Origin of the sequence: Blautia caccae (assembly GCF_040095955.1) — a bacterium.
In the GTDB taxonomy this organism is placed as follows: Bacteria; Bacillota; Clostridia; order Lachnospirales; family Lachnospiraceae; genus Blautia; species Blautia celeris.
The window spans coordinates 77,889-100,253 of record NZ_JBBMFP010000001.1; the positions used below are offsets into that span (position 1 = coordinate 77,889).

Below are 22,365 nucleotides of genomic sequence, written 5' to 3' on the forward strand. Positions count from 1 at the left end.
CATGAAAGTTTTATCCAATAAGGAACTCTCAACCTTCTGCAGCCAGATGGCTCTCATTCTCCGCTCCGGCATCTCCTCCACGGAGGGGCTTTCCATTATGCTGGAGGATGCCCCCCAGGAGGAAGGGCAGCAGATTCTCAAAACAGTCCTGGAACAGATCGAGCAGACAGGCTGCCTCTGGACCTCTCTGGAGGAAGCCCGTGTTTTCCCCAAATATCTGTGCGATATGGTGGAGATCGGGGAGCAGGCAGGCCGCCTCGATGATGTCATGTCAGCTCTGGCAGCGCATTATGAGCGGGAGGATGCCATATCCAAAAATATCAAAAGCGCTGTCACTTACCCTCTGGTCATGATCGTCATGATGCTGGCTGTGGTGCTGGTACTGATCACAAAGGTCATGCCTATATTTGAGCAGGTGTTTGAACAGCTCGGAACAGGTCTCACCGGTATTTCCAGAAGCGTGATGGGTTTCGGACAGGTCCTGAACCGGTATGCCCTGGTGTTTATTGTGATTGCTGTTTTTATCATTGTCCTGTTTTTTTACTTTTCCTGCACAGAGAAAGGGCGGGAATCCCTGAAAAATCTTGCCGGACGTTTTTTCCTGACGAAAGGTCTTTCGGAGAAAATAGCTGCTGCTCGCTTTGCAAGCGGCATGTCCCTGGCCCTGAGCAGCGGTCTGGACACAGACCAGAGTCTTGAGATGGTATCACGTCTGACTGACCATCCTGTCATGCAGGAAAAGATAAAAACCGCCCGGGACCTTATCGCTGAGGGCACAGGCTTCTCCGAAGCACTCTCACAGGCAAATATTTTCTCCGGGCTTTATGTGCGCATGATCAATATCGGGTTCCGCACCGGTGCCATGGATGATGTGATGCGGCAGATCGCGGTCCAGTACGATGAGGAAGTAAATGAACGGATCACCGGTATTGTATCAAAACTGGAACCGACCCTGGTCGCAGTCCTGTCAGTGGTGGTGGGCATGATCCTTTTGTCTGTCATGCTGCCGCTCATGGGAATCATGTCCAGCATCGGATAAAGGGGGCTGTCATATGAACCGATTTCAAATTGAAAAGCGCCGTCCCCTTCACAGACTGCTTCTGCCCGCGCTTGTGTTCCTGTGCCTTATGTGCTTTCTGTTTTACGGCATGTCCTCTGTGTCCTCTGCCACACAGAAGGAGGAGGAACGGAGCCTGAAGCAGGCTGTCATCAAAAGTGCCGTACACTGTTATGCCGTGGAGGGCAGCTATCCGGCAAGTCTTGCCTATCTGGAGGACCATTACGGCATAACCTATGACCACGACAAATATCTGGTCACCTACGAAGTGGTAGGCTCCAATCTGATGCCAGATGTTGATGTCATACCACTAAAGGGCGGGGAGGTGACGCCATGAATCCCAGACAGCATCAGAACCATTTTATAGATGTCCTGTTCACCCTTGGCCTTCTTTGCGTCTTCACCGCTTCGGCCCTGGCTGTGGTGCTCATAGGCGCCCATGTGTATCAGTCCACGGCGGAAGATATGGATGCCAACTATACGACCCGCACTTCCCTCTCCTACATGGCGGAAAAAATACGCCAGCACGATGTGTCCGGCAGCGTTTCCATGGGAAAAATAGAGGACAGGGATGCCCTGATCCTTTTAGAGACCATAGAGGATAAAGAATACGCCACCTATATTTATGAAGATGAGGGATATATAAAAGAACTTTTTACCCAAAAAGAAAATACACCAAAGAAATCCCAGGGGGAGTCCATACTGGAGGTTACCGATTTTACGATCCAGGAGACATCCCGGGGCTTCTTCCGTTTTACAGCCGCGGACAGCAAAAAACATTCTCTGTCCCTGCTGATCCACGTACAAAGTGAGTAATCTGTCAGAAAGGAGATTCCAGTGAGAGAACGGCAAAATACACGGTCCAGTCTGTTTTTGATTGAACTGATACTTGCAATATTATTCTTTTCCCTGGCCAGCGCTGTGTGTATCCAGGTCTTTGTAAAAGCGCATTTTATGAGCCAGTCTGCAAGAGAACTGACTCTTGGCTCCGGCTATGCCTCCAGTGCCGCTGAGGTACTGGCCCACACGGACGGCTCCTACGAGGCAGTGAAAGAACTTCTTCCTGAGGCACTTAAAAAGGATGGAACTATTTTCTTCTGCTATGACAGAGACGGGGAATCCTGCCCCCAAAAGGAGGCTGTATACTATCTCAATATAGAACAGACAGTTTCCGGCAGCTGCAGGACCGCCCAGATAGATTTTACTGATTCTGAGGGTGGCAGCCTCTACCGGCTCACCACAAAAATCCCGATAGCCCGCAAAGCAGGGTTGTCTGAATAGAAAGGAGTCCGCCAATTGGAAAAAAGCAGAAAACCCATACTGGGTGTCGGCACATCCTCAATCCTGCTGATCTTTGTCCTGCTCTGCATGATAACCTTTGCCGTACTCTCTCTGGTCAGCGCCCGCTCTGATTACCGTCTGAGCCAGAAAAATGCGGAGCATACCAGGGATTACTACGAAGCGGAAAACAAGGCAAATGACATTCTCCTGACCATTGACCAGTGTCTGGAGGAGCAGTATACGCTCTATGGAAATACAGAAGAATATCTGCAGCACGTAAAATCCGCGCTGGAAAACACAGAGGGAATCCTCTTTTCTTCAGAGCGGGTCATGGAATATCAGGTCCCCGCAGGAGAAAAGCAGGCACTGCATGTGGCCCTTCTTCTCCCCGAAGACTTAAAGACAGGGGACAGTTATTATCAGATCAAAAGCTGGAAGCTTATAAATACTGAGACATGGCAGCCCGAGGAAACGCTGCCGGTCTACGGAAGCGACACATAACGCAGGAAAGAAGCAACCGTTCAGACAAGCTGAACCGATACAGAAAGGAAACCGCAATGGATGCACTTACATTTTTAACAGAAACCACCAATACCGGTGCGTCAGACCTCTTTATCGTTGCAGGTCTGCCGCTCTCCTACAAAAAGAACGGCTCACTGGTCACCATGGATACGGACAAGATCATGCCTGCCCAGTCAGAATCCATGATACGTGAAATTTACCAGCTTGCAGACAACCGGGATATCAACCGTTTTCTGGAGACAGGGGATGATGACTTTTCCTTTGCCGTCAGAGGGCTTTCCCGTTATCGGGTGAGCACTTACAAGCAAAGGGGGTCCATGGCCGCTGTCATCCGTGTCATCACTTTCCAGCTCCCCAATCCATCGGATCTGGGGATTCCTGATTCTATCATTGAACTCGGAAATACAAATAAGGGCCTTGTACTTGTGACAGGTCCGGCGGGAAGCGGGAAATCCACTACGCTGGCCTGTATCATAGACGCCATTAACAGAACGCAGGAAAAGCATATTATCACACTGGAGGACCCTCTGGAGTTTTTGCACAGCCATAAGAAGAGTATTGTGAGCCAGCGTGAGATCAATACGGATACGGAGAGTTATATTATGGCGCTCAGGGCTTCTCTTCGGCAGAGTCCTGATGTGATCCTTCTGGGCGAGATGAGGGATTATGAGACGATGGCAGTAGCTATGACAGCGGCTGAGACGGGACATCTGGTGTTGTCTACTCTGCATACGCTGGGTGCGGCTAATACCATAGACCGCATTATTGATGTCTTTCCGCCGAACCAGCAAAGGCAGATTGCTGTGCAGTTGTCTTCTGTGCTGAGGGCTGTGGTGTCACAGCAGCTTGTGCCTGATGTAAATGAGGGGCTGACTCCTGCCTTTGAGATCATGAAGACTACGCCGGCTATTAAGAATATGATTCGGGAGAATAAGGTGCATCAGATTGATGGGATTATTTATTCTTCGGCTGGGGGGGATATGGTTTCTATGGATGCGAGTCTGCAGAGGTTGGTGAAGGAGGGAAGGATCAGCAGGCATGAGGCGTTGGGGCATGCTTCTAATCCGGAGATGTTGGGGAAGAGGATATGATTGTTTTTACAGAGGATATCTTTAATCCAGAAAGAAGATATCCTCTACATTTTTGTTTAGAAGACGAGCTATTTTCATGGCCAGTTCCAGGGTGGGGTTGTATTTGTCGTTTTCTATGGCTATGATGGTCTGGCGGGTGACACCCAGTTGATTGGCCATGTCTTCCTGGCGGAGGCCGGCTTGTTTTCTGAGTTGTTTGATATTGTTTTTCATTTGGACTCCTGCCTTTCTGCGGAATTATAATAGATAGAAACCAATGGTTATTATAATGGCTATTATGGCAATGGCTGAGATTATGCTCCATAAAAGTTTGTTTGGTTCTCTGTACTCTTCATCACCGGAAATCATTTTTCTTTTCATCAGCATCTCTGAAAATCCCTGAACACATAAAACTGCTGCCAGCACCAGCATGGGAATCGAATTCGATATGCCATCACCGGAAAAATTACGCCAGCATTCAATCAATACCCAGACTGCCAGAACAAAAACCGCAGCTTTAAACCCTAATTCTTCAGAACGCAGCCTGATATTCCTGTCCATCTCATCCATTTTTTTCATGATCTATACCTCCTTTAAATGTCAAAAGTTCTTTACATTTGTATTATAACATATTCCGCCAAAATGTAAAGAGTTCTTTACTTTATATTTTTGATAATATAGGGGACAGGGGTTATACAGACAAAAATGTTGTGGATTGAACCGTCAGGATGTCTGTGGTATCATATGAACAGAAGTGTAAAAAAGTGGTGAAGCCAATGATAAAATATCCAGATGATTCTTTCAATACTCTAAACAGATTATATTAAAAGGAGGCTTCAAAATGTGTACAAGTTTTGCAGTATATCATCAGGAAAAAGCTATTTATGGTATGAATTTCGACACTGATGATATTGACTTAAGATTGAAAGTCAAAAGTTATAATGATAAGAACTTATTTTACTTTTCAGCTTTATTAGATAACAGATACAGGGATATCGCCGGTTTTAATAGTGAGGGGCTTTTTGTCTGTACTCAGGCAGTAGAATATGGTCCGGGTTTTAGAGCAAGTTGTGACGAAAACGATTGGTTTGCTTTTGAGATTTTTGACGAGGCCTTAAGGAAAACAGGAAAATCCTCTGAATTTTTTGAACTTCCTGATAAAAGAGTGATCTCGTATCCCAGGAATCCATTATTTCCGGATTTAGGACTGCATACTATGATTGCCGATAAAACCGGTGGTGCATTTATTCTGGAAGAGGGAAAGGATAGAAATATAATAAGTCCCATTCATAATGATTTTATTATTATGACTAATTTTCCGAATGGAAATTTTGAGGATGTAAATTATGATAAAGTATGTGGTATAGGTGCTGACAGATATATTTGTGCTTATGAATATATTTCCGATCATATGGACAGCTTTGGAATAGATGAAGCCTTTGAAATTTTAAGCAAAACCAGTCAGGATAATACTCTGAGTTCAATCGTATATGAACCGTTAAAAAATGAAATTTATATTAGTTTTAAAAAAGATTTAAGCAAAAGATGGAAAATTTCTGTTGTTGAAAAAACGATCCAATCATTGGATGGATTTTTAAACAATAATAAAATTCAATTTACCAATGATGAAATATTTGTAAATGATCTTCTTGGTTTATATAAGTGAAAACCATTTAGAAAAAATCAATTGATAAGACAGGCTTTTTAGGGTGTTCAGGAAAGCGCAGGAAATTGCCTTTCATGATATTTTTGAATAGCAGCGGATGTTCCATGACCTGGAAAACTTTTTTACATTTCGAGCGTGCTCATGGGGATACGTGCCAGACTGTCTCACCGGGCACACGCCGAAAAGGGAATAGTTCTTCCGATTCATCTCCCGGCCTTCCATTCGGCACCAGGACAGGATGTATCCACTTTCGCTCTTCCTCGCAGAGAGGGAGATTCGGAACCGACAGAAAGCGTAATAAAAATGCAGCCATTCGGAAAGTGATGGCTGCATTTTTGTCTACTCATCAAAAATAAAGATTTCTTCTATGGGAGCCTCCACAACCCTTGAAATATCAATTGCCAGTTTCAGTGAAGGATTATACTGGGCTTTTTCCAGGCGCATAATGGTTTCGCGGCGGACGCCTACAGCATTGGCCAGTTGTTCCTGGGTCATATCTTTTAGCTGGCGGTATTTTTTCAGGTTGCATGTAAATCCATCTACCCCCATATCACTCTGCTTCCTCCGTATCATATTTGTACAGAAGATAGCTGTTTAAAAAAAGTACCAGCGCAATGATCAGGGACGAGGCAACAGTAAAGATAAGAGCCACATAACGTATATCTATATGTCCTCCTGTAATTCCCATAAACCAGGCCACCACCCACAGAAGCCCAAAGCCTGTTCTGTAAGAGACCAGCTGTGCCCTTGCCTGTTCCTCCTTAAATCTTTCATCCATCAAAGTACAGCTCATCTTCGCCTCATAGAAAAATCCAAAAAACCCGAAAAATACAAAAAAGAAAAACGGCCAGACCTGCCCCTGCACCATATAAACCGGAATCCCCATAAATCCCACAAATCCAAAAAATCCAAACCACCCAAACTTAGGATTCAGCTTCCTGGTCACTCCCTTAGCCGCCGTTTCTCCCTTCCTGAAGTTCACTACTACTGCCCGGATCACCAGATAAAACACATAACAGACAAGCCCCGCCGTAGCCGCTATCAAAGGCAAATCCGTCCCCCTGAACACATAAGTCTCCATATCTATCGGTTTCACGATCCTGCTCCCATTAAAGATCACATCAAACCCCACCGCTAAAAACTCCGCCAAAATAACCCCAATCAACCCAATCCCTTTCCAATCCCTCTTCATACTCTCATCCTCCAAAAGTGATATATTTATCTCTTAATAAGACAAATATATCACTCCTCTTCCTCACTGTCAACCCCCTGCCCACTCTTTTCCCTATCCCTTCCACATCTGCGACTCTCTTCCAAACGTCACACTTTCCTCCTCCACTCCCCTGCGGCCGTGTGAACACCAGGGAAATGAGAAGCGTGCCGGGAGGGGCAGAGGCGGATTGGGGGTGCGCTCCCAACAAAAAAGGCCCCACAGCACCCCCGCCGCAGAACCTCTTTTTTTATTTTTTCATATTCACAAACTTCGTATAATTAGGCAGCCAAACCAGATTCACCGTCCCGATCGGACCATTCCTCTGTTTCGCAATAATAATCTCCGCAATATTCTTATTCTCAGAGTCCTTATTATAATAATCATCTCTGTAAATAAACATAACAACATCGGCATCCTGCTCAATTGCCCCTGACTCTCGCAGGTCAGAAAGCATGGGCCTGTGATCCGGCCTCTGTTCCACGGCACGGCTCAACTGGGACAGCGCCACTACCGGCACGCTCAGTTCCCTTGCCAGTGCTTTCAGAGACCTGGAAATATCGGAAATCTCCTGCTGGCGCGATTCGCTTCTGCCGCTTCCTGACATAAGCTGCAGGTAGTCAATAAAGATAACGCCCAGATTCTGCTCCAGCTTATACTTCCTGCACTTTGACCGCAGTTCTGAAATGGAGATACCCGGCGTATCGTCAATGATCATATTGGATGACCCGATGATATTGGCGCCCTCGATCAGCTTTGCCCAGTCCTCATCCTCCAGATTACCTGTACGGATACTCTGGGAATCCACCTTTGACTCCAAAGACAGCAGACGGTTTACCAGCTGCTCCTTTGACATCTCCAGACTGAAAATCGCTGTGGTGACACCACTCTTAAACGCCATATACTGGGCAATATTCAGTACGAATGCCGTTTTACCCATAGACGGCCTTGCAGCTACCAGAATCAGGTCAGACGGCTGGAAACCGGACATCTTGTAATCCAGGTCTATAAAGCCTGTGGGGATACCGGTAACACTTCCTTTTGTCCTGGATGCCTTCTCAATCTTCTCAATGGCATTCAGGACCACATCCTTTATCGGTACAAATTCATCACTGCTTTTTCTCTGTACCAGGTCAAAAATCTTCTTTTCCGTAATCTCAAGAATATCCTGCGTCCGCTCATTGCCAAGATAACAGGTGTTGGCAATCTCCTCTGTGGTCTTGATCAGTTTGCGCAGCATCGCCTTTTCAGACACAATCTCCGCGTAATACTTTACATTGACAGAGGTAGGCACTGCTGCCACCAGCTCTCCCACAAACTCCATGCTGGAGATCTCAGGCGGCACATCCAGCTCTTTCAGCCTGTTCTGCAGTGTCACCAAATCCACAGGCTTGTTCTCATTGTAAAGCCCCACCATGGCTTCAAAGACAATGCCATACTGCTGCTGATAAAAATCATCACCTGTAATAATCTCCGATGCAGTCACGATGGCATCTTTGTTCATGATCATGGAACCGATAACCGACTGCTCCGCCTCAATGCTGTGGGGCAGGATTCTCTTTATGAGTGCTTCTTCCATGACAGCTATGGCTCCTTTCCCCCGGAAGCGTTATGCTTCCTTCACAATGACTTTCAGCTCTGCTGTCACTTTCGGATGCAGACGAATCGGCACCTTTGTGGTCCCCAGTTCTTTGATCGGGGAGGAAAGCTGCATTTTCTTTTTGTCAATATCATATCCCAGCTGGTCTTTTGCTGCTTCAGCCAGCTCTTTTGAGGAGACAGAACCAAATGTACGGCCGTTTTCTCCCACCTTGATGGATACGGTCACTTCTTTTGTCTCCAGCTCTGCCTTGAAAGCCTGGGCTGCATCAAGCAGCTCCTGTGCCACCTTATCCTCGTGAGCTTTCTGGAGCTTTAAATCATTGATGTTTTTGGATGTGGCCTCCAGGCCAAGTTTCTTTGGAAACAGCATGTTTCTGGCATATCCGTCGCTTACATTTACAATGTCACCCTTTTTACCCAGGGATTTTACGTCTTCCATTAAAATTACTTTCATATCTCTATATCTCCTTCCTTGATCATCTGGTCAATGGTCTCTTTCAGTTTGATGACAGCGATTTCCATCGTCTCATCCTTGAGCTGTGCTCCGGCCATATTGATGTGGCCGCCTCCTCCCAGACGTTCCATGATAAGCTGCACATTCACCTCATCAATGGCCCGGGCGCTGAAATAAATGGTGTGATTATAGTCTGTGAGCACAAAGGATGCCCGCACACTGCTGATATTCAGAAGCTCATTGGCTGCCTGAGACGCCACAATGGTAGGGCTGTCCAGACCCTCACTGGGGCAGACTGCAATGGCGAAATAATTCCGATAAGTCTCCACATGACGGATTGCCTCAGCTTTCGCCCGGTAGGACGCCACATCGTCCCGGAACATTTTACGCACGCGGGTCACATCCGCACCACACCGGCGCAGAAAAGCAGCAGCTTCAAATGTTCTCACACCCGTCTTGGCTGTAAAATTGTTAGTGTCAATGATGATGCCGGAGTAAAGGGCATCAGCCTCTATATTGTAAATCCTGATATCATCAGAGAAATACTGCAGGATCTCTGCCACCATCTCACAAGCTGAGGAAGCAAAAGGCTCTATATAAGAGAGCACTGCATTGGAAATCACTTCCGCACCCTGGCGGTGATGATCCAGCACCACAATGGTCTTTGTCTTAGAAAGAAGCTCCTCACACTCCGTGTAGCTTGGTTTATTGGTATCCACCACGACCACAACGGTATTGTTGTCCACAATATCCTTTGCCTCCGCGCTGTCCACAAACATATGCTCATCATAATCCGGATTGTTCATAAAATTCTCAATGATAGGGCGCACAGACATGGTTGGATTATTTACAACAATATGGGCCTTCTTATTCAGGGATTTTGCTGCCCTGTAGATACCGATACCTGCACCGATAGAGTCCACATCGGAAATCTTGTGTCCCATGACCACCACTTTATCCTTGGCAACCATAAATTCTTTCAGGGCATGTGCCTTCACACGTGCCTTCACACGGGTATTCTTGCCCATCTGCTGGGATTTCCCGCCAAAATATGTCATGCTCTCTTTGTCCTTGATCACCACCTGGTCACCGCCGCGGCCAAGGGCAAGGTCAATGGCGATTCTGGAGTACTCATAATTCTGGGCATAGCTGGGCGCATTGATACCGATACCGATACTGATGGTCACTGCCATGTCGTTTCCGATGTTGACGGTTTTTACGTCTTCCAGAATATTGAAACGTTTCTTCTTCAGTTCCTCCAGAGAACGCTGGCGCATCACAAGTATAAACTTGTCTTTTTCCAGCTTCTTCACAAGACAGTCTACCTCGCTGAAATACTTGTTCAGCTTTCTTTCTATCAGAGCAACCAAAAGTGAACGGCGCACTTCCTCCACACTGTTGAGTGCCTCGTCGTAATTGTCCAGATACAAAAGCCCTGTAACCAGCTTCTCGTCCTCTGTCCTGCGGATGTAGCGGTTAATCTCTGTCTCGTCAAAGAGATACAGCGCTGTGAGGAAATTCTCTTCCTCTGCCTCCACCAGACCTGAATCCTCCAAAAGCTTCTGGATGGAAATCCTGCGCATGGACGCACGATAATCCCTCTCACTGAACTGGAATACAACCTCAGAAGCATCCTCCTTCGGCAGCGTGTCCACAGTGATCTCCGGAAACAGGGTGGTTATTGATTTTCTATATTTCCGCGGTTTTTCACACAAGGCGGAAAATGCATCATTCATCCACATCAGCTTTCCCTTGCTGTCCAGCAGCGCGTAAGGAACGATAAATTCCTTCAGCAGGCTTCTCTGCACCTGCCCGTACTGGGTCGCAAAAGAAATCAGCTCATTCATGATGATGGCACGGCTGTGATGGTATAAGAAAATAACTATCAGCAAATAAACAGCCAAAAATCCGCTGGCAATAGCACCAGCACGCCTGTTGATGCGGAACACACAAATATCCATGAGAATCAGAAGGACTGCCAGAATTACCGGCCACTGCATGTACAGCTTCAACTGACCTTTAATCTTAATTTTCCCATTCATATCCTCTTACCTGCCAATTTCTCTACTTTGTCCGGTCTTCATTATGCGTTGCCGGATGAAAATGTACTTTAATATTATACCATCAAATACGGTGATGCACAACTTTAAATTGCAGTTCCCATTTTCGTGCAAAATGACGAACCCTTGTGCCGGGATCAAAAGCAGAAAAACGCCGTCATGTCTCAGACAGCGTTTCTCCCATTTTCATCCATATGATAAACTCTGTGGACATTCCCTTTTCCGGTTTTTTGGAAAGGCTGATATATCCCTTATGGGATTTCACGATCTTTTTGGCAATGGCAAGCCCCAGACCGGTTCCCTGTTTGCTGTTGCGGGACTCATCCCCCACGGTGAAGGGTTCAAAGATAACATCCGCGATCTCCGGAGGGATTCCCTTTCCGTTGTCCGATATGGTGATCTTGATGCTGTTTCCCTCAGCCGCGATCTTAAAGCGCAGTATGGTTCCCTCCTGATTGTGCCGCAGCGCATTGGCAATGATATTTTCAAACACGCGCCTGAACTGCTGTGCGTCAATGTCACAAAAGAGAGGCTCCTCCGGAATGTCCACCTCCAGGTCGAATCCGGCCAGGGCAATCTCATTGTATTTGGCTGCCAAATATTCCCTGGCAAACTCACAGATATTTTCCCTTTTCAGTGTAGGGCTGAAATCAGGATGCTCCAGTTTGCTGTACTCATAAAAGGTGTTGATCAGTTCATTGAGAGCTGAGGATTTCAGATAAATGGTCCTGAGATACTGTTCCCGCCGCTCCTCAGGTATCATACCGTCACAGATAGCCCTGGCATATCCCTGGATCACCGTGATAGGAGTCTTTAAATCATGGGAAATGTCAGCCAGCATCTTCTGCTTATCCCTGTCTGCCTTCAGACGCCTCTCCTCACTCTCGTTGAGCCGGTTGGCAAGTCTGACAAAATCGTCACCTATCTCCACGAACTCATTTGGCCCTCTGTACTCATTGCTGGGCTTCTCCCCCTGCTGGTACTGGGTGATGGTGCGGCTCAGAGAAGTAAGCGGCACCTTTACCTTCCGGTTCAGTTTGAGCACAAAAACGGCCACAACGATAATATACAGCGGGATTGTCAGCAGCCAGAGCCGTTCCAGGGCAGAGACAATTTGGCGGTAACTGGGGTCATCTATCTTCTTATATTTGAAGACTGCCGTGTACTTTCTGCCGTCCTCCCCGGTAAACACATGTTTCTGGTATCCGTATTTCTTTGAGACCGAATCTGTCATATACTGCAGTTCCCTCTCCCCGAGACGCTTTGCAGGAAAGTCCATGGTATTGGTCAGCACCTTATAATTTTCATCCAGGATCATGAAACTCTCTGTCTCCTTATACATTTCGCCATCCTGACTGGGGATTTGCCCGTACCGTTTCACCAGGATCTGTTTCTTTCCCTCCTGATTCGTAAAGGTTGTCGTCTCCGTAAACTCCCAGAGTGTCATTTCCGGTATACAGTACAGCTCCGCAGCAGTGAAGGACGTCTCCATCTCGTCACTGCTCTTATACACCACCTTACAGTCCTCATCCAGAACTGCAAAGTCTCCTCTTTTGCCAAGCACCTTTTTATAAGGAAATTTATCATAACTGCCTGCCTCTAAAAGCCCCTCGTTTTCTTCCAGGACACTGGTGCTGGGCAGGTCCAGCCGCCTTTCAAAACCTTTGTTGATGACAGCGGAAATCAATGCCAGAATGCAGAGTATGGTCAGCGTAAATCCCACATAATTCTGTATAAGAAGAGCCAGAAAGCTTCCTGTTTTTCTCTTATCTGTCTTCAATCTTGTAACCCACTCCTCTTATGGTTTTTATGTAGCGTGGATTTTTCGGGTTATCTTCTATTTTATCCCTGAGATTGGAAATATGGACCATGATCGTGTTGTCATCGCTCTCAAAATACTCCCCGCTGGTGCTCTCGTAAATCTGCACCTTTGTATAGATAGTGCCCGGCTTTTTCATAAGCAGGGCCAGAATCTTGTACTCCATTGGTGTGAGCAGAACCTCCTCGCCCTTTTTCTTCAGAACAAGCGTCTGTGTATCCAGGCTCAGATCCCCCACCTTCAGAATATAGGATTCCTCCCGTTTCGGTTTCTCTGTATTTAACTGGTAAAAACGGCGGAGGTTGGAATTCACCCTTGCCACAATCTCAAGCGGGTCAAAAGGCTTCGCCATGTAATCGTCAGCTCCCAGATTCAGGCCAAGGATCTTATCATTGCTCTTATCCCTGGCGGAGAGAATCAGAATGGGGATATTGCTGGTTTCCCGGATACGCCGGGTGAGCTCATATCCGTCCATCCGGGGCATCATAATATCAAGCACTGCCAGACTGATATCCTCCCTCTCCAGAATCTTCAGCGCCTCCACTCCATTGCCGGCACAAAAAACGCAGTAGCCTTCATTCTCAAGATATAGTTTTAAAAGCTCCGCAATGTCCTGTTCGTCCTCAGCAATTAAAATTTTGTAATTCATGTACCTGCCTCACTTTCCTTTGTATAACCGAACGCATCCGATGTGCCCATTATAACACGTTTTTGGGTGTGATGAAACCAAAAGAGTGCTTTCCGCGTCTGCCGGACCTCTTCAGAAATATAAAAAGCGCCGCTGCACAACGCAGCGGCGCCCTATCTACAATGCTTCTGTATGCAGATTAGTCCTGAACATAAGGCATAATTGCCAGATGTCTTGCTCTCTTAATCTCTACAGTTAAAGCTCTCTGATGTTTTGCACAGTTTCCTGTGATTCTTCTCGGAAGGATTTTTCCTCTCTCAGAGACATATCTTTTTAATTTATTTGCATCTTTGTAGTTGATTTCGTTATTTTCTTTTCCACAGAACACGCAAACTTTTTTTCTTCTGCGTCCGCCTCTTCTCTTCATCGGAGAATCCGGTCTGTTACCTTTTTCGTAAGCCATGATTTTTTACCTCCTAATCAAATTCCGTCCTTTATCAGTTGAACGGTAACTCTTCGTCAATTCCGTCCGGAATGTTCATGAATCCGTCTGCAGAGGATGCTGCACCAGGTGTCGGTGAAGGCATTCCCATGCCCTGCATTCCCTGTCCGCCAGCCTGTCCCACATGGCTGTCGCTGACTGCTTTGCTCTCGGCGAACTCCTGGTCCTCAACCACAACATCTGTGGTGTAGACTTTTACGCCGTCTTTGTTCACATAGCTGCCTGTCTGGATTCTGCCGCTGATGGCGATCTTGATACCCTGACGGAAGTATTTTTCTGCAAATTCAGCCTGTCTTCCAAAAGCCACACATCCGATAAAGTCTGCGGTAGCTTCTCCGTCTCTCTTGAAACGGCGGTCAACGGCTATTGTATATCTGGCAATTGCCATAGAGTTTTCTCCTGCGGAGTATCTCACCTCAGGATCTCTGGTTAAACGACCCATTAAAATTACTTTGTTCATATCTCTACCTCATCATTTCTTACCTTGCACATAGTATCGGGAATCAGAAATCTACTTTCATAATTCTAAATGGATCCGCGTTTTGTGCCATCAGAAAGAATTAAGCGTCTTTTCTAACAACTAAATATCTTAATACATTGTCCATGATGCGAATGTGGCGTTCTACTTCTGCAGGGCAAGCTGCATCAGCTTCAAACTGGATGAAGTAGTAATATCCTTCGCGCATTTTCTGGATTTCGTAAGCTAATCTTTTTTTGCCCCACTCTTCTACTTCGGAAATAACTCCGTTGTAACGGGTAATGTAGCCTTTCGCTTTTTCCACAACTGCTGCACGAGCTTCATCTTCGATCTTCGCATTAACGACTAATGCTAATTCATATTTGTTCATGCTGTTTTTACCTCCTTATGGTCTTCTGGCCCTCTGATATGCAGAGAACAAGGATAAATAATATATCACGAGGATTTATTTTAACACATCATTCCTGGATATTCAAGCCTTTTTTTTCAAATCTTTGGTATTTTTCTCCACAATTCTCCTCGCCAGCATGATCTGGTGACCACATCCTGTGCATTTCAGTCGAAAATCAGCACCTACCCGGAGGATTTCCCATTCCTGGCTGCCGCAGGGGTGCTGTTTCTTCAGTTTTACAATATCTCCAACTTCATAACTGTAACCCATGTCCGGTTTCCTTTCTGTCTGCCTTTTCTGTTTTATTCCACGTGGATCTGTGAGAATACCTGCCCGATGGGCGCATTGATCACAAGGTCTGCCATCCGGTCCCTGGGCGTGGCATCCCGGTTGATGACTACCAGGTGCTTCCCGGTGAAATAATCGATCAGGGACGCTGCCGGATAGACAGCCAGGGAAGTTCCCCCGATGATCAGGACCTCTGCCTCGGCGATGGCCTGCACGGCTCTGGTGATCGTCCCGTTGTCCAGGCTCTCCTCATAGAGAACCACATCCGGCTTGATGATGCCGCCGCATTTTTCACATTTCGGCACGCCTTTTGCTGCCTTCATATAGGCAAAATCGTAGGATGTGCAGCATTTCATGCAGTAGTTGCGGTATACACTTCCGTGCAGCTCCAGCACGTTTCTGCTGCCGGCCATCTGATGAAGATTGTCAATATTCTGGGTAATGACAGCTTTTAACTTTCCTGCTTTTTCAAGCTCTGCCAGTTTTAAGTGCGCGGCATTTGGCTTCGCCGTATCACAGAGCATTTTGGCTTTATAAAAACGATAAAATTCTTCCGGTTTCCTCATGAAAAAGGTATGGCTTAAAATGGTCTCCGGCGGATACTCCCACTGCTGGTGATAAAGGCCGTCCACACTTCTGAAATCAGGGATACCGCTCTCTGTGGAGACCCCGGCCCCTCCGAAAAATACAATATTGCTGCTCTCTGAAATAATCTGCTGAAGCTTCTTCGTCCCTTCCATTATTTATATACCTCCGGCAGGCGTCTGGCCTGTATCACAAATCTGGTTGCATCATTTCCGGTGCAGGTTGAGAGTGTTACGATCTTATCGTCCTTGGTGGGCTCAGTGCCCACCTCAAATTCTGAGGCATCCCGCATTTTCTTCAGATACTGCGCGAACTGGTCATCCGGGGCGCTGAAAAGCGTGTAGGTATCGCCCGTGGCGGATGTTGTGTGCACCGTAAATATCTCGTAGCGGTAGCTCTTATCCGGCAGACAGATCCACAGATACGGACTGGTCAGGTTTTCCGGCTCGTGAAGTGTCCTGAAGGTGCCGAACATGGAACCGTTTTTCATATTATGCCCGTAAATGATGGTGTTGCAGTCTTCAAAATTGCTGTTGTTGGTGTGTTCCATAAAAATGGCGCCTGCGGCATTCTGCTGTCCCTCAAAAGTATAATGGAGGTAATGGTCATTGTCCGTCCCCTTCACGATAGGATAGCTCACATCAAGGGCTTCCATCTGGATCCATCCCACAATGTCAGGATTGATCTCTTTGAGGCCGGCAAAGTCAATTTGAGGGCCTATCAGCTCCTCCTCCTTTTCCTCCTCCTTGGCTTTTGGTTCGTCTTTTTTGTCCTCTTTCTTTGCTTCGGGTTCTTTTACATATTCCCTGATCTTATCGTATTCGTCGGTTCCTTTTTTGTACTCCAGATAAATATTAACAAGCTGGTACGCGGAAAAAAGGAATACACAGATAGCTGCAATGAGAATGATATTCCGCAGTATGCCTCCGAATGTTGTCTTCTTTTTATTCTTCCTGCTCATGGGTGTCTCCTATCAACTGTAGTTATCGTAAAACGCATTGTAGTCCTCAGAAATGATCCTGGAGCTGGGGACCAGTTTTATGGTCAGCTCATCCGCTGTCACTGTGGTGCCTTTGGGCAGTACCGCATTTTTATATTCTCTTGTATAATCCGGATACTCTCCGCTTGGACTGGAATCCATCAGAAAACTGAAGTTCAGTCCATACTCCTGCCCCTGTTCCTTTGGAAGTTCATAGGTCACGATTCCAAAATCATCCGCAGCTATGACAATATCGTAGGTCCCTTCCGGGAAATCTTCCCCTGCCACCATGGTGTCCGTCAGTGTGATCTCCTCTGTCAGTGGGTTTGCGGAAGGTGTCACAACGGCTTCTGTCTGTGCGTTTTCGGATGTGATATGTATATTTCCGCCGCCGTTTACCATGACAATGGCACCGGTAAACAGTCTCACGTCATCTAACTGCTGTACCTGGTTCTCATCCTCACCGAAATATTCGCTGAACCACACATTACTGTCCATATCAGCCACTTCCAGACGCATGCCTTCGCCGCCCTCTGCAACGTACCGGCCCTCCGGGATGTCATATCCCACCATATACGCCCCCGCAGACAGTTCTGTGTCCCAGTTCTCCCCTTCCGGCGCCAGTTCTTTTGTAGTGTACTGGTAGGGATCAAAGGTGTATTCCGGATAATCGTAGGGCTGCTGGTAATCAAACGGTTCCTGGTAATCCGGTTCGTTAATGATCTTTTCTGTTGTCACAGTGGTCTCTGACTTGTTGGCATAGCCAATGGACACCAGGATCATGCCTGCCAGGACTGCCACCACAACCACAGTGATCCCCGCTTTGTTGCTGCCCCCTCCTCTGCCCGGCGAATACATGCCGGAACTTCCCGGTCTTTTTGATATATCACGTAAACGGTTGAAATCCACTGTGTTTTTGGTGTTTCCGCCGTTCAAAGTATATTTTCCCGGAGCTTTTCCGGCTCCCTGATTTTTTTTCGCTGCGTTCCCGCCCTGGCCCGAAGGGCTGTACTGCTGCTGACGGGGATGGTTCAGAGCCGGCTTCCTGTAAAGTTCTGTGCTCTCCTCCCCGTGCACATGCGTTAGGGGGGCATCCTCGCACTGGCTGCGATTCACCTGGGAACGGTATGCGGCATCCGATTTATTGTTGTCCATACCACATTCTGTGCAGATTCCGTTTCTTAATTTTCCACCGCATAGGATACATTTTCCCGCCATCTGTTCTCCTGCCTTTCTGCTGTTGGTGTGTTGGTTGGTTTTTGTTTTATTGTACCATAGTTGCGGGGGAAACTGAATGGTTTTTTTGAAAAGTGGCGGCAGAGCTTTTGGACACCCCGGGAAACGTCGTCCAAAGGACATGGGAAGTAAGGCTTTTTGCCTTCGATTTATTTTCTTGACATTAGTATAAAAAGGGACTATACTGAATATACTTAAATATATAACGCGGGATGGAGCAGTCTGGAAGCTCGTCGGGCTCATAACCCGAAGGTCGTAGGTTCAAATCCTACTCCCGCTACTCTGAAAAAAGGCCAGGAGAAATGTCTCCCGGCTTTTTTTGTGTCCAACTTACGGGTTGTGTACCGCAAAAAAAGAGTGCAGAACCTTCTCTCTTCCAAAGGTTCTACACTCTTCTGAACGTCATGCCGTATATATCATACCGCGTTCTATATTTCCGCCTGTATCACGCGCCCCAAACGTGGGAACAGCCTGCATGCGGTGTCATCCTTTTCCTATCAAAAGCCTCTGCTCATCTCTTCCTGCAGTTCCACTGTCACGGTCTGGATCTTCATTCCTCCCTGTGCAAAATACAGCCTTATATAGTTATGAGGGCCGAACAACGGACCAATGGTTTTTTCTATCTCTATCCACTCCCCATTCGTTCCGTTGATGGTAATCGTCCCCTCCAGGTGCCCGTTTGCAAATACGGAGACAGGAATCTGCGCCAGCTCACTGCCGTCTGCCTTTACTTTCAGGCGCACGGTATAAGATCCGAAAGTATCCAGTAAAATCCCGTACACCACGCTTTTTCCTTTTGACGTATCTATCTCTGTACCGTCCAGAACCAGCTTTCCGTCCACCTTGTGATAGGTAATATCAAAATCCACCTTGTCCTCTCCGGCCATAACTTCACCGGCATTTTTTTCCTCCTCGGACATTCTGCCGAGGGACCGTTCCATCACCGGAGATTTCATGAGCATGCGGCAGATATTTCCCGCACTCCGCAGAAGAGCGCCGCGTTTCAGAGTTCCCTCTTTCAGGCTCTTCATCAGGTTATCTTTATTTGTGAGCGAATCCTGTGTCACCATATAGACATCATTCTGACTCCGTACCATAGCGGCCAGATTATCCGTGGAGGCAGGGCCTCCCTCGTCGTTTAAGTCAGCCCACCAGTCAGTCATAACCATACCGTCAAAATTCCATTCTTTCCTCAGGATGGTGGTCAGAAGGTCGTAATTGCTGGCTGTCCACAGACCGTTTATTGCACCGTAGGTGGTCATGATGGAATAGGCTTTTCCCTCTTTTACTGCGATCTCAAAGCCCCGGAGATAGATTTCCCTCAGTGCCCTCTCTGACATGACGGAGTCCAGAAGTCTTCTGTGGTATTCCTGGTTATTGGCCGCAAAATGTTTCACGGTTCCTGTTACACCATAGCGTGCCATACCCTTTAACTGGGCGGATGCCATCATACCGGTCAGATACGGGTCCTCTGAGAAATATTCAAAGTTACGCCCATTTAAGGGATTTCTGTGGATATTGATTCCGGGGCCGAGAAGCGTATCAATGCGATTTTTCCTGAGCTCGGCGCCTTCCATTTCGTATAAGGCCTCTGACAGCTCTGTGTCAAATGTGCAGGCCAGACAAGTACCGTTCGGCATGGAAAATGCAGGTGTTCCGCAGTCCATACGGATACCGGAAGGGCCATCCGCACAGCAGCCGCAGGGAATGCCGTACCTCTGCAGGGATTCCGTGACACCGCCGAAAGCCGCTGCAGTTCCGGGCGTTACCTTTGGAGAACACATGCCTTCCCCTCTGACGATGCAGCACAGATCCTCCTCTGAAAGCTGTGCCAGAAATTCATCCAGGGACAGTTCCCCGTCAAAAACTTCTCCCAGTGTGTATCCTTTATCCCCTGTGTAAGTAATGTCCGGAAGCGTTTCCGTCTGCACACGTTCCTGCATTTTATGAGTGCGTACAGGCACCTCTTCCCACGCCAAAACACCACCTTTTCCGACGCGCATTCTCTCAAATTTCCTGACCGGGCCGGCAGCTTCCGTACAGACAGAAATCACCTCTGTCTCCGGAATCTCAAAGCTTCCGGCAGCTTCGGCGCTTCGCACATCTGTACCTGCATAGACTTCATAACTGCCCTTCTCCAGAACATAACAGGACTTGTGTCCTGTCACGCCGCTGTCGTCATAGGAGGCGATATCATAATCCGAAAACTTTAAGGTAAGTTCCTGTTCTTCTCCCGGAACAAGGCATTTTGTCTTGGCAAACGCAGCGAGATTTCTAAGGGGTTTCCCTAATTTTCCCTGGGGAGGATTTACATATACCTGCACCACTTCTTTTCCCGGAAGGGCGCCTGTGTTGGTGACCTTTACACGGACTATTGTCTCCCCATCCCGGTGTTCTGCCGGGCTGCACGTGATTCCAAAGCCGGTATAAGACAGGCCAAATCCAAAGGGATACAGCACTTTGTCCCTGGCAAACGTCTCAAAATAACGGTACCCCACATAGATATCCTCTGTGTAGAGATCAAAGGTATCTCCACCGAAATTCTCTGTGGAGGGGTAGTCAGAGATATCATGTGCGATGGTATCAGCCAGTTTTCCGCAGGGATTTACCCGTCCTGTCAGCACATCTGCAACACTGTGGCCGCCTTCCTGGCCTCCCTGCCAGGTGTAAAGAACAGCGGATGGTCTGTATTTATCCACCCACTTCATGTCAATGATATTTCCCACATTCAGGACAACAATGACTCTCTCAAAGGCACGGCACACCTTAGAAAGCATATCCTCTTCCAAATCCGTCAGAAGATAGCTTCCCTTCTCTGCCGAAGCGTCCCTGTCCTCCCCAGCAGTACGGCCGATCACAATGACTGCCGCGTCGGATTTGGCTGCTGCCTCCTCCACCAGTTTTTCTTCCAGAGGCATTTCCTCCTGGCACCAGGGCTCCTGCGCCCAGCCGCTTCCCTGGTCAAAAGGATGCTCTGCGATCCAGGAACGGTAAACCTCTGCCAGTTCCTCATTGACGGACAGATTTTCTTCCTCCAGCAGGGCATCGGTTATACCCACTACATATTTTGCATTTACAAGGCCTCCTGAACCGGTTCCGCTCTTATAATAATGGAACTGGATCCTGCCGAATACGGAAATCGTCTCCTTTTTTAAGGGCAGGGCCTGATCGTCATTTTTAAGCAGTACCGCTCCCTCTGCTGCTGCCTGACGGGCAAGGGAGGCGTATTTTTCCCAGTTGATCACATATTTATTTTCCACTTTGTTTCTCCTATCCGCGTGATTTATTCTTTCTTCATTTTACCTTCGCGCGGAGTAAAAGACAATATGACGTTTTTGACACATATTAGGCTGATTTTGACCTAAAAAAACAGGCCTGCCGGACGGAATGGACTCCGTCCGACAGCCTGCTGTCTTCCAATCACTTAAAATATTCCCATATGGCCCCTGCAAAATACTGTGCCATACCTTCCCCGTACTGTCCGTCAAATGCCTCTTTTGCTGCCTGGTTTTCCCGGTAAAGATCTGCCAGCTCCAGCATTATTTTCTCTGCGTCGGATATCTGGTAAAGCTGTTTTGAAACAAATTCATACTCGCCGATAAGGGATTTGACCTCAAAAGAATCCTGCGGCATCTCTCTTTTTGCTGCCAGTCTGCTGCAGATATCATTAAGCCGGTTCTGGTATGCCTGCACGACCTCAGCACCGGCAGGATTTTTTGAGGCATCCAGTGCAGCCTGCTTATCGCCGTACCACTCCACCACTTTTTTGAAGTTTTCCTGTACATTTTCACTGGATGCATTTTCTATATAATGCGCTTTGAAAGCCTCCATACTGCCGAATTTCTCCCGGACTGCCTGTCTCTGGCTCTCATTCATTTTGTCTGTCATATGTTTATATAACTCTTCAATTTCCGCTTTGCTGAACACATCAAAATCCATCTTGTCTTCTCCTTTCAAAATGTCATTCATGTTGGAAATCAGGCGTTCCAGGCGCTTCATTTTCAGTTCCAGAAGTCTTTTCTGGCTTCTCAAAACCTGCTCCCGGTCATAATCAGGACTGTCCAGAATGGCCTTTATTTCTTTCAGGGGCATATCAAACTCCCGAAAGAATAGAATCTGCCGCAGAATCTCCAGGGCTTTATCGTCATAAAACCTGTATCCCGCCTCATTACATACCGTGGGTCTTAACAGACCGATCTGATCATAATAATGAAGCGCACGCACGCTGATACCTGTCATGTCAGAAACCTGTTTTACAGTCCTCATATATTTCTTCCTCCTGTCTTTCCTGATTTACAGATTACACTATGACGCTCCGTCAGAGTCAAGAGGATATTTAAGTTTTTTCCTAACCGGACGTCACCCGGCCCCTGGCATCTCTTACGCAAACACCCGCAACGCTCGGCCGAGCTAACCGTTTACGGAAACTTAGACACGAGGGCTTTCCCGAGTGCTCTTAGTTGCAGTTAACGGTTAGCTTGACTGAGCGTTGCGGGTGTCTGCGTGAGAGATACCCATGCCCCCATGACGTCCGGTT

The 22,365-nt window shown here is 47.3% G+C and carries 25 protein-coding genes and 1 tRNA gene; 8 read left to right on the forward strand and 18 right to left on the reverse strand.

Annotated elements, in window-relative coordinates:
- Position 1 precedes the first annotated feature (1 nt).
- Genes WMO65_RS00305 through WMO65_RS00330 form a run of 6 tightly spaced genes read left to right on the forward strand, consistent with a single transcriptional unit; the run spans position 2 to position 3,951 of the window.
- Positions 2–1,039 carry a type II secretion system F family protein gene (locus WMO65_RS00305; RefSeq protein ID WP_148393385.1) on the forward strand — a complete coding sequence of 346 codons (1,038 nt, stop codon included), beginning with the start codon at positions 2–4 and terminating at the stop codon, positions 1,037–1,039.
- Between the two features lie 13 nt (positions 1,040–1,052).
- The gene (locus WMO65_RS00310) at positions 1,053–1,394 is read left to right on the forward strand and encodes a hypothetical protein (protein WP_052099169.1); all 342 of its coding nucleotides are present in this window, start codon (positions 1,053–1,055) and stop codon (positions 1,392–1,394) included.
- A complete protein-coding gene (locus tag WMO65_RS00315; RefSeq protein WP_148393386.1) occupies positions 1,391–1,873 on the forward strand; it encodes a DUF4860 domain-containing protein in 483 nt (160 codons plus the stop codon). The genes WMO65_RS00310 and WMO65_RS00315 overlap by 4 nt, the downstream gene beginning before the upstream one ends.
- Before the next feature lie 21 nt (positions 1,874–1,894).
- Positions 1,895–2,338: a hypothetical protein gene (locus WMO65_RS00320; RefSeq protein WP_148393387.1), complete on the forward strand. Its 444-nt coding sequence runs from the start codon at positions 1,895–1,897 to the stop codon at positions 2,336–2,338.
- A 15-nt stretch (positions 2,339–2,353) separates the two neighbouring features.
- Positions 2,354–2,839, forward strand: coding sequence for a hypothetical protein (locus WMO65_RS00325; RefSeq protein WP_148393388.1), 486 nt, complete (start codon positions 2,354–2,356; stop codon positions 2,837–2,839).
- A gap of 56 nt (positions 2,840–2,895) precedes the next feature.
- Positions 2,896–3,951, forward strand: coding sequence for a type IV pilus twitching motility protein PilT (locus WMO65_RS00330; RefSeq protein WP_033140208.1), 1,056 nt, complete (start codon positions 2,896–2,898; stop codon positions 3,949–3,951).
- Positions 3,952–3,972: 21 nt separating this feature from the next.
- Here WMO65_RS00330 and WMO65_RS00335 read toward each other — a convergent pair whose 3' ends face one another.
- A complete protein-coding gene (locus tag WMO65_RS00335) occupies positions 3,973–4,164 on the reverse strand; it encodes a helix-turn-helix transcriptional regulator (RefSeq protein ID WP_018598522.1) in 192 nt (63 codons plus the stop codon).
- A 24-nt stretch (positions 4,165–4,188) separates the two neighbouring features.
- The gene (locus WMO65_RS00340; protein WP_148393389.1) at positions 4,189–4,509 is read right to left on the reverse strand and encodes a hypothetical protein; all 321 of its coding nucleotides are present in this window, start codon (positions 4,507–4,509) and stop codon (positions 4,189–4,191) included.
- A gap of 262 nt (positions 4,510–4,771) precedes the next feature.
- On the opposite strand from WMO65_RS00340, the gene WMO65_RS00345 reads away from it, so the two are divergent.
- Entirely contained in the window at positions 4,772–5,596 is an 825-nt protein-coding gene (locus tag WMO65_RS00345; RefSeq protein WP_054352231.1) for a C45 family peptidase, read from the forward strand.
- Positions 5,597–5,935: 339 nt separating this feature from the next.
- On the opposite strand, the gene WMO65_RS00350 is transcribed toward WMO65_RS00345, so the two are convergent.
- From WMO65_RS00350 to WMO65_RS00415, 14 genes are all read right to left on the reverse strand, one after another.
- Positions 5,936–6,145 carry a helix-turn-helix transcriptional regulator gene (locus WMO65_RS00350; RefSeq protein ID WP_103731755.1) on the reverse strand — a complete coding sequence of 70 codons (210 nt, stop codon included), beginning with the start codon at positions 6,143–6,145 and terminating at the stop codon, positions 5,936–5,938.
- A gap of 1 nt (position 6,146) precedes the next feature.
- The gene (locus tag WMO65_RS00355; RefSeq protein ID WP_033140212.1) at positions 6,147–6,788 is read right to left on the reverse strand and encodes a DUF3796 domain-containing protein; all 642 of its coding nucleotides are present in this window, start codon (positions 6,786–6,788) and stop codon (positions 6,147–6,149) included.
- 268 nt (positions 6,789–7,056) lie between these two features.
- A complete protein-coding gene (gene dnaB / locus WMO65_RS00360; RefSeq protein WP_033140213.1) occupies positions 7,057–8,385 on the reverse strand; it encodes a replicative DNA helicase in 1,329 nt (442 codons plus the stop codon).
- A 30-nt stretch (positions 8,386–8,415) separates the two neighbouring features.
- On the reverse strand, positions 8,416–8,862 hold the full coding sequence (gene rplI / locus WMO65_RS00365; protein ID WP_033140214.1) for a 50S ribosomal protein L9: 447 nt from the start codon (positions 8,860–8,862) through the stop codon (positions 8,416–8,418).
- Positions 8,859–10,904, reverse strand: a complete 2,046-nt coding sequence (locus WMO65_RS00370; RefSeq protein WP_033140215.1) for a DHH family phosphoesterase — start codon at positions 10,902–10,904, stop codon at positions 8,859–8,861. Before WMO65_RS00370 ends, rplI begins: the two co-directional genes overlap by 4 nt.
- Before the next feature lie 175 nt (positions 10,905–11,079).
- The gene (locus WMO65_RS00375; protein ID WP_148393390.1) at positions 11,080–12,702 is read right to left on the reverse strand and encodes a sensor histidine kinase; all 1,623 of its coding nucleotides are present in this window, start codon (positions 12,700–12,702) and stop codon (positions 11,080–11,082) included.
- Positions 12,689–13,390, reverse strand: a complete 702-nt coding sequence (locus WMO65_RS00380; RefSeq protein ID WP_148393391.1) for a response regulator transcription factor — start codon at positions 13,388–13,390, stop codon at positions 12,689–12,691. Before WMO65_RS00380 ends, WMO65_RS00375 begins: the two co-directional genes overlap by 14 nt.
- A 178-nt stretch (positions 13,391–13,568) precedes the next feature.
- Positions 13,569–13,832, reverse strand: a complete 264-nt coding sequence (gene rpsR / locus WMO65_RS00385) for a 30S ribosomal protein S18 (protein WP_033140218.1) — start codon at positions 13,830–13,832, stop codon at positions 13,569–13,571.
- A gap of 34 nt (positions 13,833–13,866) precedes the next feature.
- The gene (locus WMO65_RS00390; protein WP_033140219.1) at positions 13,867–14,331 is read right to left on the reverse strand and encodes a single-stranded DNA-binding protein; all 465 of its coding nucleotides are present in this window, start codon (positions 14,329–14,331) and stop codon (positions 13,867–13,869) included.
- A gap of 100 nt (positions 14,332–14,431) precedes the next feature.
- Entirely contained in the window at positions 14,432–14,719 is a 288-nt protein-coding gene (gene rpsF / locus WMO65_RS00395) for a 30S ribosomal protein S6 (protein ID WP_033140220.1), read from the reverse strand.
- Positions 14,720–14,821: 102 nt separating this feature from the next.
- Positions 14,822–15,010, reverse strand: a complete 189-nt coding sequence (locus tag WMO65_RS00400) for a DUF951 domain-containing protein (protein ID WP_033140221.1) — start codon at positions 15,008–15,010, stop codon at positions 14,822–14,824.
- Positions 15,011–15,042: 32 nt separating this feature from the next.
- Positions 15,043–15,768, reverse strand: coding sequence for an NAD-dependent protein deacylase (locus tag WMO65_RS00405; RefSeq protein WP_033140222.1), 726 nt, complete (start codon positions 15,766–15,768; stop codon positions 15,043–15,045).
- On the reverse strand, positions 15,768–16,574 hold the full coding sequence (srtB, locus tag WMO65_RS00410; protein ID WP_148393392.1) for a class B sortase: 807 nt from the start codon (positions 16,572–16,574) through the stop codon (positions 15,768–15,770). The genes WMO65_RS00405 and srtB overlap by 1 nt, the downstream gene beginning before the upstream one ends.
- Before the next feature lie 12 nt (positions 16,575–16,586).
- Positions 16,587–17,810 carry a hypothetical protein gene (locus tag WMO65_RS00415; RefSeq protein WP_103732798.1) on the reverse strand — a complete coding sequence of 408 codons (1,224 nt, stop codon included), beginning with the start codon at positions 17,808–17,810 and terminating at the stop codon, positions 16,587–16,589.
- Positions 17,811–18,034: 224 nt separating this feature from the next.
- Between WMO65_RS00415 and WMO65_RS00420 the strand changes: the two genes are divergently transcribed.
- Positions 18,035–18,108, forward strand: a tRNA-Met gene (locus WMO65_RS00420).
- A gap of 217 nt (positions 18,109–18,325) precedes the next feature.
- Here WMO65_RS00420 and WMO65_RS00425 read toward each other — a convergent pair.
- Together WMO65_RS00425 and WMO65_RS00430 are read right to left on the reverse strand one after the other, a co-directional pair.
- Entirely contained in the window at positions 18,326–21,088 is a 2,763-nt protein-coding gene (locus WMO65_RS00425) for a glycoside hydrolase family 3 C-terminal domain-containing protein (protein ID WP_148393393.1), read from the reverse strand.
- 160 nt (positions 21,089–21,248) lie between these two features.
- A complete protein-coding gene (locus tag WMO65_RS00430; protein ID WP_148393394.1) occupies positions 21,249–22,094 on the reverse strand; it encodes a MerR family transcriptional regulator in 846 nt (281 codons plus the stop codon).
- Positions 22,095–22,365: the final 271 nt, after the last annotated feature.

Bases quoted from the DNA above. Each gene is read 5' to 3' on its own strand.
- srtB (WP_148393392.1), bottom strand. From the start codon at position 16,574: ATGAGCAGGAAGAATAAAAAGAAGACAACATTCGGAGGCATACTGCGG.
- WMO65_RS00330 (WP_033140208.1), top strand. From the start codon at position 2,896: ATGGATGCACTTACATTTTTAACAGAAACCACCAATACCGGTGCGTCA.
- rplI (WP_033140214.1), bottom strand. From the start codon at position 8,862: ATGAAAGTAATTTTAATGGAAGACGTAAAATCCCTGGGTAAAAAGGGT.
- WMO65_RS00380 (WP_148393391.1), bottom strand. From the start codon at position 13,390: ATGAATTACAAAATTTTAATTGCTGAGGACGAACAGGACATTGCGGAG.
- WMO65_RS00400 (WP_033140221.1), bottom strand. From the start codon at position 15,010: ATGGGTTACAGTTATGAAGTTGGAGATATTGTAAAACTGAAGAAACAG.
- WMO65_RS00370 (WP_033140215.1), bottom strand. From the start codon at position 10,904: ATGAATGGGAAAATTAAGATTAAAGGTCAGTTGAAGCTGTACATGCAG.
- WMO65_RS00310 (WP_052099169.1), top strand. From the start codon at position 1,053: ATGAACCGATTTCAAATTGAAAAGCGCCGTCCCCTTCACAGACTGCTT.
- WMO65_RS00430 (WP_148393394.1), bottom strand. From the start codon at position 22,094: ATGAGGACTGTAAAACAGGTTTCTGACATGACAGGTATCAGCGTGCGT.
- WMO65_RS00345 (WP_054352231.1), top strand. From the start codon at position 4,772: ATGTGTACAAGTTTTGCAGTATATCATCAGGAAAAAGCTATTTATGGT.
- WMO65_RS00355 (WP_033140212.1), bottom strand. From the start codon at position 6,788: ATGAAGAGGGATTGGAAAGGGATTGGGTTGATTGGGGTTATTTTGGCG.
- rpsF (WP_033140220.1), bottom strand. From the start codon at position 14,719: ATGAACAAATATGAATTAGCATTAGTCGTTAATGCGAAGATCGAAGAT.
- WMO65_RS00315 (WP_148393386.1), top strand. From the start codon at position 1,391: ATGAATCCCAGACAGCATCAGAACCATTTTATAGATGTCCTGTTCACC.
- dnaB (WP_033140213.1), bottom strand. From the start codon at position 8,385: ATGGAAGAAGCACTCATAAAGAGAATCCTGCCCCACAGCATTGAGGCG.
- rpsR (WP_033140218.1), bottom strand. From the start codon at position 13,832: ATGGCTTACGAAAAAGGTAACAGACCGGATTCTCCGATGAAGAGAAGA.
- WMO65_RS00335 (WP_018598522.1), bottom strand. From the start codon at position 4,164: ATGAAAAACAATATCAAACAACTCAGAAAACAAGCCGGCCTCCGCCAG.
- WMO65_RS00415 (WP_103732798.1), bottom strand. From the start codon at position 17,810: ATGGCGGGAAAATGTATCCTATGCGGTGGAAAATTAAGAAACGGAATC.
- WMO65_RS00340 (WP_148393389.1), bottom strand. From the start codon at position 4,509: ATGAAAAAAATGGATGAGATGGACAGGAATATCAGGCTGCGTTCTGAA.
- WMO65_RS00405 (WP_033140222.1), bottom strand. From the start codon at position 15,768: ATGGAAGGGACGAAGAAGCTTCAGCAGATTATTTCAGAGAGCAGCAAT.
- WMO65_RS00390 (WP_033140219.1), bottom strand. From the start codon at position 14,331: ATGAACAAAGTAATTTTAATGGGTCGTTTAACCAGAGATCCTGAGGTG.
- WMO65_RS00305 (WP_148393385.1), top strand. From the start codon at position 2: ATGAAAGTTTTATCCAATAAGGAACTCTCAACCTTCTGCAGCCAGATG.
- WMO65_RS00350 (WP_103731755.1), bottom strand. From the start codon at position 6,145: ATGGGGGTAGATGGATTTACATGCAACCTGAAAAAATACCGCCAGCTA.